Consider the following 15,624-nt stretch of genomic DNA (forward strand, 5'->3'; position numbering starts at 1 on the left):
AGTGAATATTGACGCTATTATGTCGACCAAGTTAATTACCCTAAACTTAGACGAAACGCTTGGTCATGCCAAAGCCTTATTTGAGCAACACCCGATTCATCACATTTTAATATTAGATGAGACCAAGCAACTCGTCGGTATAATGACAGACCGAGACTTATATAAACATTTAAGCCCAAGTATTGGCACCGCAAAACAAACCCATGCCGATGCGACAATGTTAAAGAAAAAAGTGCACCTCATTATGACGCGTAACATTATTGCTGCGCCGCCGACCTTACCGGTAAAAGAAGCGCTAGAATGGTTCGATGATAATCATATCTCTTGCTTACCTGTGATTAATAATCAACAACTTGTTGGCATAGTTTCATGGCGTGATATCGTCAAAGTGCTAGCCAATATTCACCGCCAACAACGCAAAAACCAAAGCGCTAGTTAAGTACAAACTTTAATCACAACTTAATAAAAACATGCGTTAAAACGCGAAAAATCAGGGCGTAGAATTTCGCAGCTCCAATACTTTGTTACAACTCTTTGCTTGAAATGGCCGCGCTAAACAACTAAATCTAGCTGCTAAACTTTACTTGTAACAAATTGGTTACTAATTATCGCTGGTAAAATATCGGTTAGAACATGCCGGTTGGAAAACTTTGATTCAAAACCATCGATTCAAAACCATCGCTGACATTAAGGATAAATGGTCAACATGTTTAAATCATTAAAACACCTCGCAGTGCTCATTTTGTCATTAGCCATACTGCAAACAGCTAATGCTCAAAATAGCTCACCATTTCAGGAAGTTAAAGTATCACCCGACGGCAAACACTTAGCGGTTGTTTTGCTCACTGAAGGTAAACGCTCACTTGCATTTATCAATCTAGAGTCAATGCAATATGTTGGCGCAACTAAATTACCAAGACTTAGTGAAGTGGGTGATTTTTATTGGGCTAACAATGAACGCATTTTAGTGAAAGTGTTAAAAAAAGAAGCCTGGCGGAAAGAGTCTATTTACTACGGTGAAATTTTTGCCACCAATATTGATGGCACCAAAGCAGAAATGATCTACGGCTACCGTGCGATATATGACCGCAAAGCACGTGGTGCTGGCTCGAAGTTTAAAAAGAAAGAACCGACGGAAGGCTCTGCCGAAATTATCAATTTATTAGCCAATGACGACCGCACAATCTTAATTAGTTCAACACTGTGGCCAACAGGTATCAAACCTTCTGACACTCGTTGGGTGGATCATGGCGAACGCTCAGCATCACTGCATCGTTTAGATATTTACAATGGTCAGTTTGAAAATAAACGTATTGCTGGAGCACCAGTATCTTACGCATCTATCTTAAGCGACAGCTCAGGTGAAGTGAAAGTAGCCTATGGCCGAGACGCTAAACAGCAATTTTATGTATTAACTGAAGATAATTGGCAACAGATCAATGCTGATACTTTTGGTGATAAATTTACGCCATTAATCATTGATAAAAGCGGAGAGAACTTGCTGGCGTTAGATAACCTAAACCAATCGACCACCAGCTTATTTAGCTACAACTTAGCCTCAGGTGAATATTCAAAAATTACCGACAATAGCCCTGATGACGTAAAAAAAGCACTTATTAGTAACGATGGTCACAGCATATATGCACTTTTGGCAAATTCACCTGAAGTTAACTATGTTGTTCATCAGCTCGACAGTGCTGAAGCGCAAGTGTTTTCAGGTTTACTAAATGTGTTTAAAAACCAACAACTTGAAATAGCCAGTAAAAGCCAAGACGATACAATATTTATTGTTAAAGTGGGTCAGCAAGCAACTAATCAAGAAAATGCTGGATTGAAGTTCTACTTATATAATCGTGCGACCAATAAGTTAGTACCGCTAAGTTAGTGCCACTAAGTTAATAAAAGCTAATAATTAAAATAATTTTTAACCACATAAAAAGAGCACGTTAAGTGCTCTTTTGGTTTCTATATAGTTTCCGCCTTGCCATAGCCTAGTGTTCACATTTAATCGTATTAAGTTCACAACCAGCGCTTCCTTCGAAACAAAATCGCCAACACAACAGTAATCACCAACATAACGCCGAGTAAAATAAAGTAACCATTTTCTGCTTTAAGCTCGGGGATATACTCAAAGTTCATTCCGTAAATTCCAGCTAAGAATGTGAGTGGTACAAACAACGCGGTGATCACGGTTAACACCCGCATAGTTGCATTTAGCTGATGAGAGGTAATCGACATATAACCATCAATTAAATCACTACAAATATCATAATACATTTGCAACAAGCTTAATAAACGCTCAAGACGCTCACGTAGGTCATTAACATTGTGTACTTCTTTTTCTGTAATCAGGTCGGTATCTTCATCTTCCACTAAAATATTTAAGCTATCGCCAATTGCAACATGGTAATTAAATATACGCCTTAGCTTAACTAAATGAGAACGATACAGAGTTAATTCGCGCATCATTTTATCATTACCACTGAGCTGAAATTTATCTTCAATTTGCTCAAGGCTGTGCTCAAATTCGAATAATTGTTTAAGGTAGTTTCCACAGCTGCTATGAAAAATTTTAAGGGCTAAATTAATCGGGCTGCTTGCTAAATATTTAGCGCTGTCTTTATTAAATAAGCTATTTATGGCAATTGAGGCTTTAGGGTGACAAGTAATTAATAACCTATGCCCAGCAAACATACTGACCTGTAAGTGTTCAAATTTTAATTTGTCATGATGGGCAACAAACCCTCGATACAATATAAAAATAAAGTCATCGAACACTTCAATTTTCGGAGGGTGGCGGTCTCGTTGTGCATCTTGAATTGCTAATTCATGGCAACCAAAACGTTCTAGCCACCGTTTCTCTTGCTCACGCTCTACGCCGTTAAGATCTAACCATAATGTTGTCTGCTCGTCATTTTGCCAAACATCAATTAACTCTTCGCCGCCAATCTGCACTGAAGCATCGGTAGATATCAGCATTGCCTTAATCATAACTCCCCTCTTCACAAGCAAGCGTTATCATCAATGATTAATCAATAATATTATCGTGCATTAGTTCAATATTCTCGACCACTTCATCATGATCTTCAAAGTAGGCGATATGAAACATTGCTTCGCCTTCTTGCACTAATGGGATATTTTGTTTGCCAATAATGATCCCAGAAAACTTTGCCTTAAGTTGGCTAATAACATTACCAAAAGGATCGCAGATTTCCGCCAACACATCATTTTTACCTACCTGCTCGCCCAGCTTTTTCTTATCCTTCACTAAACCCGAGGCAGACGCCCGTTGCCACGATGATTTTTTGGCAATAAATGGCAATACTTGTTCTTTTTTAGAGCGGGTTGCTGGCAACATTCCAAGCTTTCTCATCACATTAATAATGCCTTTTACACCAGCCTGAATCGACAGTTCATCAAAACGTAAGGCTTCACCTGCTTCATAAAGTAACACTGGCGTGCCCTCTTCCGATGCCGATTGCCGCAGAGAGCCATCACGAATATTAGCGTTAAGAACCACAGGTACACCAAAAGCCTCAGCCAGTTCCAGAACATTAGCTTCATCAAGGTTTGCTCTAATTTGTGGTAAGTTGCTGCGATGGATGGCGCCAGTGTGTAAATCAATACCGTAGTCACATTGGGAGACAATTTCGGTTAAAAATAAATTTGCTACACGGCCAGCCAATGATGACTTTTCCGAACCTGGAAAACTACGATTTAAATCGCGTCTATCTGGCATATAGCGGCTTTGACTTAGTACCCCATAGACATTCACTATTGGCACCGCCACTAACGTCCCTTTCAAACTTTTCAACGCTTTAGATTTAATAATGCGATGAATAATTTCAACGCCATTTAACTCGTCACCATGAATGGCGGCACTAATAAATAGCGTCGGCCCTTCTCGTTTGCCACGTTGCACATGGATCGGCATAGAAATTTCAGTATCTGTATATAATCTTGCGACTGGGAGCTCTAACTGCTTAGTTTCCCCAGGTTTGACACTAACACCTGCAATGGTTACTTCACTCATAAATTAACCGGTTCCTTTTGTACGGTTTCTGCCTTCTTTTGCATTTTTCTCAATATATTCGATAACCATGCCCGCGACATCTTTTTTTGTTGCACTTTCAATACCTTCTAATCCAGGTGACGAGTTAACTTCCATTACCACTGGGCCGCGTTCGGCTCTTAAAATATCAACGCCGCACATGGCTAAACCCATAATTTTGGCTGAAGCAACCGCAGTAGCGCGCTCTTCTTTGGTTAATTTTACTAATTCAGCACTGCCGCCACGATGTAAGTTTGAGCGAAATTCACCTTCCGCGCCTTGGCGTTTCATGGCGGCGACTACTTTACCACCAACCACTAAACAACGGATATCGGCGCCGCCAGCTTCTTTAATAAATTCTTGCACTAAAATATTGGCTTTAAGCCCCATAAACGCTTCAATAATCGCTTCAGCAGTTTTTGCAGTTTCAGCCAGTACCACGCCAATACCTTGTGTACCTTCCAACAGTTTAATAACCACAGGCGCACCACCAACATTTTTAATTAAATCTTTAATGTTATCGGGTTTACTAGCAAAACCTGTACGAGGCAGGCCAATACCTTTACGCGATAACAGTTGCATAGAGCGTAATTTATCTCGCGAGCGACTAATGGCTACCGACTCATTGACAATAAATGTGCCCATCATTTCAAACTGTCGAACAACGGCTGTACCATAAAATGTGACAGAAGCACCAATACGCGGAATAACCGCATCATATTTAGGTAACTGCTTACCATGATATCTAACTGCTGGCTTACTGCTGGTAATGTCCATATAGCAATGTAAGGTGTCTATTACATCAACTTCATGACCACGTTGCTGCGCTGCTTCAACTAATCTACGGGTGGAATATAAATTTTCATTTCGCGATAAAATAGCAATTTTCATGTCAGCAACCTTCCTTTTTTTATTTAATTTCAATCAATTAGTATAGTATTAGTGAGTATAATAATTATTTCAACGATAATTCATTTAATGTAACTAGCGCGTGTTGATCTTTGTTTTCCCTAATTATTACCAATAGCTTTTAGTCTGCTAGCTATTATTTACGTTTATTTTCTGCGTTGGCATTGGCAATCAGTTGCCTGCTCGGAGGTAGTTAAACTACAATACAGCCAGACAATTTTATTACTCAATAACTGAAGGTTTCTTATGGCATTGCCAGATAAGTTTATCTATTCAATGCACCGCGTTAGCAAAGTGGTGCCACCTAAACGTACAATTTTAAAAGACATTTCATTATCATTTTTCCCTGGCGCTAAAATTGGTGTCCTTGGTTTAAATGGTGCCGGTAAGTCAACACTACTGCGTATTATGGCGGGCGTTGATACCGAATTTGAAGGTGAAGCAAAGGCGTTAGCCGGTACTAACATTGGTTACTTACCGCAAGAGCCTGAGCTTGATGAAAACAAAACCGTACGTGAAATTGTTGAAGAAGCGGTGTCTGTGGTTAAAAACGCCATGGCACGCCTTGACGAAGTTTACGCAGCCTACGCAGAAGAAGATGCAGACTTTGATGCCCTTGCTAAAGAGCAAGGTGAATTAGAAGCTATTTTAGCCAGTGCCGACGGTCATAATTTAGAAAACCAGTTAGAACGTGCCGCTGACGCATTACGCTTACCTGAGTGGGATCAAAAAATTGCCGTACTTAGTGGTGGTGAGCGTCGCCGTGTTGCGCTTTGTCGTTTGTTATTGCAAAAGCCAGATATGTTATTACTGGATGAGCCAACTAACCACTTAGACGCCGAATCTGTTGCTTGGTTAGAGCGCTTCTTACACGATTACTCTGGTACTGTGGTTGCCATTACCCATGACCGTTACTTCTTAGATAATGTTGCTGGCTGGATTTTAGAGCTTGACCGTGGTGAAGGTATTCCATGGGAAGGCAACTATTCGTCATGGCTTGAGCAAAAAGACAAGCGTTTAGAGCAAGAAGCACGTTCTGAAAGCGCCTTACAGAAAACCATTAAGCAAGAACTAGAGTGGGTACGTCAAAACCCGAAGGCACGTCAAAGCAAAAACAAAGCCCGTATGGCGCGTTTTGAAGAGCTTAACAGCCAAGTTCATCAAAAACGTAATGAAACCAATGAGCTATACATTCCACCTGGGCCACGTTTAGGTGACAAAGTATTAGAAGTTAACCACTTAACCAAATCATTTGGCGATCGCGTATTAATTGATGATTTAAGCTTCTCGATTCCTAAAGGCGCGATTGTCGGTATTATTGGTGCCAACGGTGCGGGTAAATCAACGTTATTTAAAATGTTATCAGGCGCAGAGCAGCCAGATTCTGGCAGCGTTGAGCTAGGCGAAACCGTTAAGCTGGCTAGTGTTGATCAATTCCGTGATGACATGAACGACAAGAACACAGTATTCCAAGAAATTTCAGAAGGCCATGACATTATTCAAATTGGCAATTATGAAATTCCAGCGCGCGCTTACTGTTCTCGATTTAACTTTAAAGGCAATGATCAGCAAAAATTTATTGGTGATTTATCCGGTGGTGAGCGCAACCGCGTACATTTAGCTAAGTTAGTGAAAACTGGCGGTAACTTATTACTTCTGGATGAGCCAACTAACGATCTTGATGTTGAAACCTTGCGTGCGCTAGAAGAAGCATTGCTGGAATTCCCAGGCTGTGCCATGGTTATTTCCCATGACCGCTGGTTCTTAGACCGTATTGCCACTCATATCATTGATTACCGCGATGAAGGTCAAGTGAACTTCTTCGAAGGTAACTTCACCGATTACGATGAGTGGCTTAAAAAGACTTTAGGGCCAGAAGCGAATCAACCGCATCGGATTAAATACAAAAAAATTAGTTAATTTTTAATAAATTAAGGCACTTAAGGGTGCCTTTTTTTTTATCTCAGGCTATGCTAAGAATTACGATAACTAAAACTTAGCGACTGAAATGGAAACGTAATGGAAAATAGACGTCAATTCACCCGTATCCTGTTTTCAATAACTGCCTCATTAACGGTAGACGAGCAAGAATATTCCGTTTCAATACACGATATCTCTCTTAACGGTGCCTTAGTCACTGTGCCCGAAGGCAACCCCGAGCTTAAAGGCAAATTAGGTACATTAAATTTTGCGCTTGCCGGAAGTGAAGCCCAAGTCGAAATGCATGTTGCCGTGGTTCATCAAGAACCGGATGTTATTGGCTTGCAATGTAACGCCATTGATATTGACAGCGTCACCCATTTAAGACGATTAGTAGAACTTAATTTAGGCGATGAATCGCAATTAGAAAAAGAACTTTCCCAACTTTCAAAACAACAATAACTTTCCGAGGACCTTTCCATGAATCATATCGTCATTAGTTTTGTCGGCAATGATAAGCCGGGTTTAGTTGAAAAATTATCACGCCTGATTAAAAGCCATAACGGTAACTGGCAAAACAGTAGCCTTCATCATTTAAGTGGCACTTTTGCTGGTGTTATTGAAGTGTCGGCAACAGAAGAAAATATCACTAATTTAGATGCTGCGTTAAAAAGTATTGATGACTTAACCGTTATTAGCCAAATAACAACGCCAGCTACAGAGCAAAGCCACTCATCAATACAGTTAGAGTTAACCGCTAATGATCGCGGCGGTATTGTTCAAGATATTTCGTCGGTAATACATCACCAAGGCGGCAACTTAATTAAATTGGTCAGTAAACAAGGCCCTGCTCCACACACTGGCCAGATGATGTTTAGTGCTAAAGTGCAAGTGACGGTAAATGAAAGCCAAATTGATAGTTTAATTGAAGCGCTAGAAAATATTGCCGACGATTTAATGGTCGACATTTCAAAATAAATTGCACATTTAATATGTGACAGTTTAAAGACAACTTTCGTTAAACTGTCACATTGGCGTTTTACACTAAACGCTTTTCGTATTTTCGAGTGGTATATGAACGATTCCCGCATTTATTTTGATAAAGAACTCAGTTGGTTATCTTTTAATGAACGAGTATTGCAAGAAGCGGCTGATAACAAGGTTCCACTGATTGAACGCATTCATTTTTTAGGAATTTATTCAGCCAATTTAGACGAATTTTTCCGGGTTAGAGTTGCCAATATTCGCCGTAAAATTTTATTGGAAGAAGCCGCTAATGAGGGGGTTTCTGCCCAACAAGCTATTCACCAAAAATTACTTGATGATATTATTGCCAAGGTAAATACCTTAACTGACAAATTTCAGACCATCGCCAATATCGCTTTTGACGAACTAAAAGCGAATAATGTTGAATTACTATTTAACGATGAAAAATCGAAAGTCTTTAAAAAACAGCTTTCCGATCACGAAAAACATTGGCTGAAAACCTTTTTTGACCATCAAGTTATTCGTCATATCACCCCAATCATTATTTCTTCAAATACCCATTTGGTTAATTGCTTAGATGATGACGGTATCTATTTATTAGTTGCGTTAATACAGGGTGAAAATATTCAATATGCGTTAATTGAAATTCCACGTGCAGAAGTCAGTCGTTTTATTTTATTACCGAAAAGTGACGATGCAACGACCCAACGCATCGTAATGCTTGACGATATTGTTCATTACTTTTTAGATGATATTTTCCAAGGTATTTTTGAATACGAAGATATGGACGCTTATTCAGTTAAACTAACGCGCGATGCTGAATATGATCTTGACGATGAAATTGATCAAAGCCTGCTAGATAAAATGTCCAGAGGGTTAAAACAACGGCTGAAAGCGGCACCATCGCGCTTGGGCTTTGACCTGCATATGCCAGAATATATGGTGCGGTTTTTACGTAAAGCGTTAAAAATTAAAGACGAAAATAACTTAGTGCCAGGTGTGCGCTATCGCCACTTTAAAGACTTTATTAGTTTTCCTAATTTAGGCGATAGATCGTTAGAACGACAAAGCATTAACGCCTTAGATTCACAACGTTTCCTCGCTTTTAATAACGCGTTTGACGCCATTCGCCACCAAGATGTCTTGGTGTATTACCCTTATTATAAGTTCCGTCATTTTACCGAATTCCTTCGACAAGCTTCGTATGATCCACTAGTACAAAGCATTAAAATCAATATTTATCGGGTTGCGAAAAATTCCGAGATTATTCACTCGCTCATTGAAGCGGTAAAAAATGGTAAGAAAGTCACTGTTGTAGTAGAGCTACGCGCACGTTTTGATGAAGCAGCTAATATTGCTTGGGCTGAGCGTATGAAAGATGCCGGCATTAATGTTGAATTCGGTATTGAGTCGCTGAAAGTACATGCAAAATTATGTATTGTTTCTCGCATTGAGAATGGCCAAACCGTGCGTTACGCCCATGTTGGCACAGGAAACTTCCATGAAAAGAACGCCCGTATTTATACCGATTTTTCATTATTTACTAAGCACAAAGAAATCACCCAAGAAGTCGATAATGTCTTTTCATTTATTGCCCACAGCTATAAGCGTTTCCGCTTTAGTCACTTAATTGTATCGCCGCTGACCTCTCGCCGACGTTTATACCAACTTATTGATAATGAAATTGTGTCTGCTAAAACAGGTGATGAAGCTAGTATTACTTTGAAAATAAATAACTTAGTAGATAAATGCTTAATTGACCGCTTATATAAAGCCAGCAATGCTGGTGTAACGATTAATATTATCGTCAGAGGCATGTGTTCGTTAATTCCACAGCTGCCTGGCATCAGTGAAAATATTAAGATTATTTCAATTGTCGATCAGTTTTTAGAGCATCCTCGCGTCATGGTCTTTCATAACCATGGCGACCCAACGGTTTTTATAAGCTCCGCTGACTGGATGGAACGTAATATTGATGAACGCGTTGAAGTTGCCTGCCCGATTTATGATCCAGCACTTAAACAACGCATTATTGATTTATTATCGCTACAGTTAAAAGATAACCAAAAAGCTCGTGTGATTAATCAATCTCAAGACAATACTTATGTTAAACAAGGCAAAAAAGTACCAATGCGTTCGCAATTGGCAATTTATGATTACTTAAAAGCACAAGAGCAAGCCGATAAAGCGTTACTGCAACAACTAGAATAGCTGTGCTAATGCTAAAGCAAAGAGCAATTCAGATGAACGAAAAGAGCCAATTAAATCAAGCGTCTAATGCTAGCCAAATAGGTCAAGTAAGCCAACTTGAAGATCCGACACATATTATTGAAACCAGCCATATTGGTGCGTTGGATATTGGCTCGAATAGTTTTCATTTTGTATTCGCTCGCATAGTAAATAACAACTTGCAGATCTTACATAGCGAAAAATATCGAGTAAAACTGGCACAAGGACTAGACAGTAATTTTGTCTTAGATCAAGCAACCATAGACCGAGGCATAGCCACGTTAGCTGAACTCAGTGAACTTACCCAGCAACTAACCCCTGATAACTTCAGGGTTGTTGCTACCTACACGTTGCGTCAAGCCGTCAACGCCAATCAATTTTTAACCGCCGCCGCTAAAGTATTCCCATTTGATATTGAAATTATTTCAGGCCACGAAGAGGCGCGATTAATATATCAAGGCGCCGCTCATTATTTGCCGCCAGATATTCAGCGATTAGTGATAGATATTGGTGGTGGTAGTACTGAATGCGTGATTGGTATAAATCTCGAGACCAAACGGCTAACCAGCTTAAATATCGGTTGTGTTAGCTTTGAGTCGTTATATTTTGCTGATGGCACGATTTCCGCTGTCGCCTTTAACCGCGCAATATTGCACGCCAAGCAAGAAATTGAATCTCATGTAAAACGATTTAAAACAGCCGGCTGGCAAGAAGTTATTGGCACATCTGGCACGTTAAAATGTATTTACAATCAACTCAACCAAATCAGAGGGCATGAACAAGCCTTTACTCTTGAAGAGTTATATCAGTTTCGCCAGATACTTATCGACTTTGGTGATGTTGAGCATATTAATTTACCCAATTTAAAAGAAACGCGGCGCAACATTATTGCCCCAGGTTTGGCTATATTAATTGGCGTTGCAGAAATGTTAGGCGCAGGGCCTATCACCTATTGTGATTACTCATTACGTGAAGGCGTGTTATGTGAACAGTTAGATGCCAAACAATTTAAAGATGTTCGTGAGCGAACCATCAACAGCCTTGCCACTCGATTTAATATTGATTTACAACAAGTTGACAATGTCTGGCAAACAGCAGAGAACCTATATCAATCAGCAAAATCAACTTGGGAAATCGATAAAAAAATCTATCATCAATTACTGTTTTGGGCCGTTAATTTACATGAAATAGGCTTTGATATTAACCCGTCAGCGTACCATAAACATGGGCATTACATTCTAAGCAATGCCGATTTACCGGGCTTTACACTTGAACAACAAACAGCAATAGCTTGGCTGGTGGGCAATCAGCGTAAAAAAATTCAATTTAATGAACAATTACAATGCTATACCTTAAAACAAAGTGCACTTAACAAGCTATTAGTAATTATTCGATTAGCCATTATCTTGAATCAACAGCGACAACTTACCGAGCAAATTGCTGCTGAATTTAATGTCACCACACAAATGGCGGTACTTTTGTTTGATTCAGGCTGGCTGGCTGAAAAACCGTTATTTGAAGCAGACTTATTACAAGAGCACAAACAGCTGACTCAACTAGGTATTGATTTAAGTTTTGGTTAGGTTTTCGAGTAATAAATGTGATAAATAAGCTCGAATTCAATATGCCAGTTTTAATTATTAGGCCTCAATCAAAGTTGATAGTTAATATCCGCTTTTCGCCCCATTATGTGTCGTTCGGTCATTTTTTTAAAGTGACTCATAAAATTATAATAACAGACATTTAATCTTTCTATCTTCAGAACAAAAGGTAGTTAGAAAATAAAATGATTTATGGCACCTAATCAAATCAACGGCGTTGTCCGCAATATCCCCGAATTTTACGAATTATTCAACGTACAACCCGATGATGCTTTGTACTTAAAACCAGAAGAAAGAGTAAAAATTTGGTAAATAACTTAACAAGCCCGTTAAATAAGAACGGGCTTGTTACTTACGGTGAGCTTGGCATGCAAAAATAGCTCTGCTGAAAATCAACAGAGCTATTTTTAATAGATAAGATTACCTAATCGCCTTAATTTATCACTTTAGTTAAACAATTAAAGAGTTTGCGCAAATTTAAGACCAGCTGCAAAAGCAAGTTTTGCATCCATACCGCGTGCATTTTCAGCTGCGCCAATTACATGTACTTTCATACCTGTGTCGGCTAGCTGCTCAGCTAAATCGTTACGTGATTTTTGACCTGCACAAACGATAACAGTATCAACATCTAATACCTTATCTTCGCCTTTATGGGTAATGCTAACTTTATTGGTGTCGACCTGATTAAACTGCACACCGCCCCACATAGTGACATTACGCTTTTGTAATACTGTACGATGGATCCAACCTGTGGTTTTACTTAAATCGGCCCCCACTTTCATATCGCGCACTTCTAACATATAGATTTCGCGATCTACTGTTTCCATCGCTTTCGGCTGAACAACCCCACCGCGAACTTCAAAGTTGCTATCAACACCCCACTCGGCCATAAACTCTTTTTTAGTTTGCTGTTTGTGGCTTTCTGGCTCTGTTAAAAATTCAGCAACGTCAAAACCAATAGGGCCTGCGCCGATAATAGCAACGCGCTTACCAACTTCTTTCCCTTCAACTAACACATCAAGGTAATTAAGGTATTCTGCATTTTCAGTACCTGGAATTGGTGGCGTCCATGGGTTAACACCAGTGGCTACAACTACATCATCATAACCTTCGGCAACCAACTGCTGTTTAGTTGCCGTTTCATTTAAACGCACAGTTACGTTTGCTTTATCAAAACGGTTACGGAAATAGCGCAGCGTTTCATAAAACTCTTCTTTACCCGGAATACGAGCGGCAATTTCAAATTCACCACCTAAGGTGTCGCGCGCCTCAATTAAGGTCACTTTATGACCGCGCTCAGCAGCAACAGCGGCAATAATCATGCCCGCAGGACCTGCACCAATCACCGCAATATTACGTGGTTCAGTGGTAGGTTGTGCTTCAGGCTCATACTCTTTACACGCCAATGGATTAACCAAACAAGTAGTTAACTTGCCTTCGAACACCTGATCAAGACAGCCTTGGTTACAGCCAATACAGGTATTAATTTCCTGTGCTCGCCCTTGCTCGGCCTTAATCACAAAGTCAGGATCTGCTAGGAATGGACGCGCCATTGAGACCATATCGGCTTGCCCACTCGCTAAAATTTCTTCAGCTACTTCTGGCGTATTAATGCGGTTACAAGTAATCACCGGCACTGAAACTTCTTTTCGTAATTTGGCAGTAACACCAGTAAACGCCGCCCGAGGCACACCTGAAGCAATCGTAGGTATACGCGCTTCATGCCAGCCAATACCGGTATTAATAATGGTTACGCCCGCTTGTTCCACTTGCTTGGCAAGCTCTACAACTTCCGGCCAAGTGCTACCACCTTCAACTAAATCAAGCATCGAGAGTCGATAAATAACGATGAATTCATTGCCTACCGCTTCACGAACACGACGAAGAATTTCTAATGGGAAACGAATACGGTTTTCAAAACTCCCCCCCCAACGGTCCGCACGGTGGTTAGTTTGCTGAGCAATAAATTGGTTAATTAAATAACCTTCAGAGCCCATGATTTCAACGCCATCATAACCTGCTTTTTGCGCCAGTACTGCCGAACGCACATAATCTGAAATCTGCTGTTCAATATCTTCTTCAGTTAATTCTTTCGGGGGAAACGGATTAATTGGTGCCTGAACAGCCGATGGTGCCACAAGCGCTTTGGTATAGGCATAACGACCGGTGTGCAAAATTTGCATACAAATTTTACCACCAGCTTTATGAACAGCATCGGTAACAATTTTGTGATCCGGCACTTCTTTGTCATCATCCATACAGGCGGCGCCTTCAAATACTACACCGCTGCGATTTGGCGCAATACCACCCGTAACGATCATACCAACACCACCTGCTGCACGTGCGGCATAAAACTTGGCTAGCTTTTCATACCCACCTGGAATTTCTTCCAAATTGGTATGCATTGAGCCCATTAAAATGCGATTTTTTAACGTAGTAAAACCAAGATCTAAAGGCTTTAAAATATTAGGGTATTGCGTAGTCATAACGGCACCGTCGATATTCAGTTATAGAATGAATGTAGCTTAAATTTTTGGTCAAAATAGCAACCAATATTGACAGTGTCAAGATTAAATTAATGGCCAGTTTGCTATACCAAGTATTTACACGGTAACCACAAGCAATAAACCCTATAAAAACTATAATGTTAGATATTCAGAACAGAAACAGATAGCGGATATTGATATTGAGCCTTTGATACAAGAAAAAAGGAAAACGGTCTAATTAAAATGCAGGCAACAAAAAAGGCCAGCATTGCTGACCTTTTGTTTAAGTTAGTTTCGCAGGAGCGATTATAAACCTAACTTTTTAAATTCTTTTTCTACAACCGATGCAGGAAGTGGAATGTAACCATCTTTCTCAACAATTTTTTGACCTGATTTTGATAAAACCATTTTCAAAAATTCAGCTTCCATTGGTGCTAGTGGCTTATTAGGGTGCTTGTTTACATAAACATAAAGGTAGCGAGATAATGGGTACTTACCTTGAATCGCATTGTCCATATTTGCTTCAACGTAGTCAGTACCTTTTTTAGCTAATGGTAATGCACGCACACCAGACGTTTGGTAACCAATGCCTGAATAGCCGATACCATTTAATGACGCTGATACTGATTGTACTACTGACGCAGAGCCAGGTTGTTCGTTAACGGTATTTTTAAAGTCACCTTTACAAAGTGCTTTTGACTTAAAGTAACCGTAAGTACCTGATACTGAGTTACGACCATATAATTGGATATCTTTACCAGTCCACTCACCAGTTAAACCTAAGTCACCCCAACGATCAGCGTCTTTTTCTGCACCACATTTACGGTTGCTAGAGAAAATTGCATCTACTTGCTCGATGTTTAAACCTTCAATTGGGTTATCTTTGTGAACAAATACCGCTAATGCATCAATTGCTACGCGAACTGCTGTAGGCTTGTAACCGTAACGCTTTTCAAATGCTTCAATTTCACGAGACTTCATTTTACGGCTCATTGGGCCTAAGTTTGAAGTTGCTTCAGTTAATGCTGGTGGCGCAGTAGAAGAGCCAGCAGCTTGAATTTGAACGTTAACATTTGGGTAAGTACGTTTAAACTCTTCAGCCCAGAATGTCATCATGTTTGCTAATGTATCAGAACCTACTGATGATAAGTTGCCTGAAATACCACTAACTTTAGTGTACTCAGGTAAGTCTTTATCAATGGCAAAAGCAGAAAAACTAACTAAACCGGCTAAACTAATTGCGCTTAAAGCACGTTTAAAACTCATAATCATCTCCAATGAGCGTGTAATGTGTAATACCAATAACTTATTAACTCTTTTTTGTTTCTTCCCTTTGCTTAAAAGCGAAGTTCAAGAGTGTAACAAATCATTTGTATGTAAGATTTGTGACTACTATATAAAGCAATTGTGACAATTATATTTCCACTTTATGACACTTATA

The 15,624-nt window shown here is 39.8% G+C and carries 13 protein-coding genes; 8 read left to right on the top strand and 5 right to left on the bottom strand.

The features are described from left to right. Nucleotide 1: 1 nt before the first annotated feature. Together ACOB82_RS14860 and ACOB82_RS14865 are read left to right on the top strand one after the other, a co-directional pair. Nucleotides 2-439 carry a CBS domain-containing protein gene (locus ACOB82_RS14860; protein ID WP_448213767.1) on the top strand — a complete coding sequence of 146 codons (438 nt, stop codon included), beginning with the start codon at nt 2-4 and terminating at the stop codon, nt 437-439. A gap of 267 nt (nt 440-706) precedes the next feature. After that, nucleotides 707-1,885, top strand: a complete 1,179-nt coding sequence (locus tag ACOB82_RS14865; protein WP_448213768.1) for a hypothetical protein — start codon at nt 707-709, stop codon at nt 1,883-1,885. A gap of 134 nt (nt 1,886-2,019) precedes the next feature. Here ACOB82_RS14865 and ACOB82_RS14870 read toward each other — a convergent pair whose 3' ends face one another. The 3 genes from ACOB82_RS14870 to rimK are packed head-to-tail and all read right to left on the bottom strand — an operon-like array spanning nt 2,020 to nt 4,942. Then, entirely contained in the window at nt 2,020-2,991 is a 972-nt protein-coding gene (locus tag ACOB82_RS14870) for a magnesium transporter CorA family protein (protein ID WP_448213769.1), read from the bottom strand. Between the two features lie 37 nt (nt 2,992-3,028). Next, nucleotides 3,029-4,033, bottom strand: coding sequence for a succinylglutamate desuccinylase/aspartoacylase family protein (locus tag ACOB82_RS14875; protein WP_448213770.1), 1,005 nt, complete (start codon nt 4,031-4,033; stop codon nt 3,029-3,031). 3 nt (nt 4,034-4,036) lie between these two features. Then, on the bottom strand, nt 4,037-4,942 hold the full coding sequence (gene rimK / locus ACOB82_RS14880; RefSeq protein WP_448213771.1) for a 30S ribosomal protein S6--L-glutamate ligase: 906 nt from the start codon (nt 4,940-4,942) through the stop codon (nt 4,037-4,039). 264 nt (nt 4,943-5,206) lie between these two features. Here rimK and ettA point away from each other — a divergent pair, with 264 nt between their 5' ends. From ettA to ACOB82_RS14910, 6 genes are all read left to right on the top strand, one after another. After that, the gene (gene ettA / locus ACOB82_RS14885) at nt 5,207-6,880 is read left to right on the top strand and encodes an energy-dependent translational throttle protein EttA (protein WP_448213772.1); all 1,674 of its coding nucleotides are present in this window, start codon (nt 5,207-5,209) and stop codon (nt 6,878-6,880) included. Between the two features lie 99 nt (nt 6,881-6,979). Beyond that, the gene (locus tag ACOB82_RS14890; protein ID WP_448213773.1) at nt 6,980-7,342 is read left to right on the top strand and encodes a PilZ domain-containing protein; all 363 of its coding nucleotides are present in this window, start codon (nt 6,980-6,982) and stop codon (nt 7,340-7,342) included. 18 nt (nt 7,343-7,360) lie between these two features. Continuing rightward, nucleotides 7,361-7,858, top strand: coding sequence for a glycine cleavage system protein R (locus ACOB82_RS14895; RefSeq protein ID WP_448213774.1), 498 nt, complete (start codon nt 7,361-7,363; stop codon nt 7,856-7,858). Between the two features lie 96 nt (nt 7,859-7,954). Then, entirely contained in the window at nt 7,955-10,078 is a 2,124-nt protein-coding gene (gene ppk1 / locus ACOB82_RS14900; protein WP_448213775.1) for a polyphosphate kinase 1, read from the top strand. Between the two features lie 32 nt (nt 10,079-10,110). Further along, the gene (locus ACOB82_RS14905) at nt 10,111-11,679 is read left to right on the top strand and encodes a Ppx/GppA phosphatase family protein (protein ID WP_448213776.1); all 1,569 of its coding nucleotides are present in this window, start codon (nt 10,111-10,113) and stop codon (nt 11,677-11,679) included. Nucleotides 11,680-11,889: 210 nt separating this feature from the next. Further along, nucleotides 11,890-12,009, top strand: a complete 120-nt coding sequence (locus ACOB82_RS14910; protein ID WP_448213777.1) for a M13-type metalloendopeptidase — start codon at nt 11,890-11,892, stop codon at nt 12,007-12,009. A gap of 146 nt (nt 12,010-12,155) precedes the next feature. Here the strand turns inward: ACOB82_RS14910 and ACOB82_RS14915 are convergent, their stop codons facing one another. Beyond that, nucleotides 12,156-14,183: an oxidoreductase gene (locus ACOB82_RS14915; protein WP_448213778.1), complete on the bottom strand. Its 2,028-nt coding sequence runs from the start codon at nt 14,181-14,183 to the stop codon at nt 12,156-12,158. Between the two features lie 306 nt (nt 14,184-14,489). Next, nucleotides 14,490-15,449 carry a PstS family phosphate ABC transporter substrate-binding protein gene (locus ACOB82_RS14920; protein ID WP_448213779.1) on the bottom strand — a complete coding sequence of 320 codons (960 nt, stop codon included), beginning with the start codon at nt 15,447-15,449 and terminating at the stop codon, nt 14,490-14,492. Between the last annotated feature and the right edge of the window lie 175 nt (nt 15,450-15,624).

Source organism: Colwellia sp. MEBiC06753, from assembly GCF_053470325.1.

Bases quoted from the DNA above. Each gene is read 5' to 3' on its own strand.
- rimK (WP_448213771.1), bottom strand. From the start codon at position 4,942: ATGAAAATTGCTATTTTATCGCGAAATGAAAATTTATATTCCACCCGT.
- ACOB82_RS14920 (WP_448213779.1), bottom strand. From the start codon at position 15,449: ATGAGTTTTAAACGTGCTTTAAGCGCAATTAGTTTAGCCGGTTTAGTT.
- ACOB82_RS14870 (WP_448213769.1), bottom strand. From the start codon at position 2,991: ATGATTAAGGCAATGCTGATATCTACCGATGCTTCAGTGCAGATTGGC.
- ACOB82_RS14895 (WP_448213774.1), top strand. From the start codon at position 7,361: ATGAATCATATCGTCATTAGTTTTGTCGGCAATGATAAGCCGGGTTTA.
- ACOB82_RS14875 (WP_448213770.1), bottom strand. From the start codon at position 4,033: ATGAGTGAAGTAACCATTGCAGGTGTTAGTGTCAAACCTGGGGAAACT.
- ettA (WP_448213772.1), top strand. From the start codon at position 5,207: ATGGCATTGCCAGATAAGTTTATCTATTCAATGCACCGCGTTAGCAAA.
- ppk1 (WP_448213775.1), top strand. From the start codon at position 7,955: ATGAACGATTCCCGCATTTATTTTGATAAAGAACTCAGTTGGTTATCT.
- ACOB82_RS14865 (WP_448213768.1), top strand. From the start codon at position 707: ATGTTTAAATCATTAAAACACCTCGCAGTGCTCATTTTGTCATTAGCC.
- ACOB82_RS14905 (WP_448213776.1), top strand. From the start codon at position 10,111: ATGAACGAAAAGAGCCAATTAAATCAAGCGTCTAATGCTAGCCAAATA.
- ACOB82_RS14890 (WP_448213773.1), top strand. From the start codon at position 6,980: ATGGAAAATAGACGTCAATTCACCCGTATCCTGTTTTCAATAACTGCC.
- ACOB82_RS14910 (WP_448213777.1), top strand. From the start codon at position 11,890: ATGGCACCTAATCAAATCAACGGCGTTGTCCGCAATATCCCCGAATTT.
- ACOB82_RS14915 (WP_448213778.1), bottom strand. From the start codon at position 14,183: ATGACTACGCAATACCCTAATATTTTAAAGCCTTTAGATCTTGGTTTT.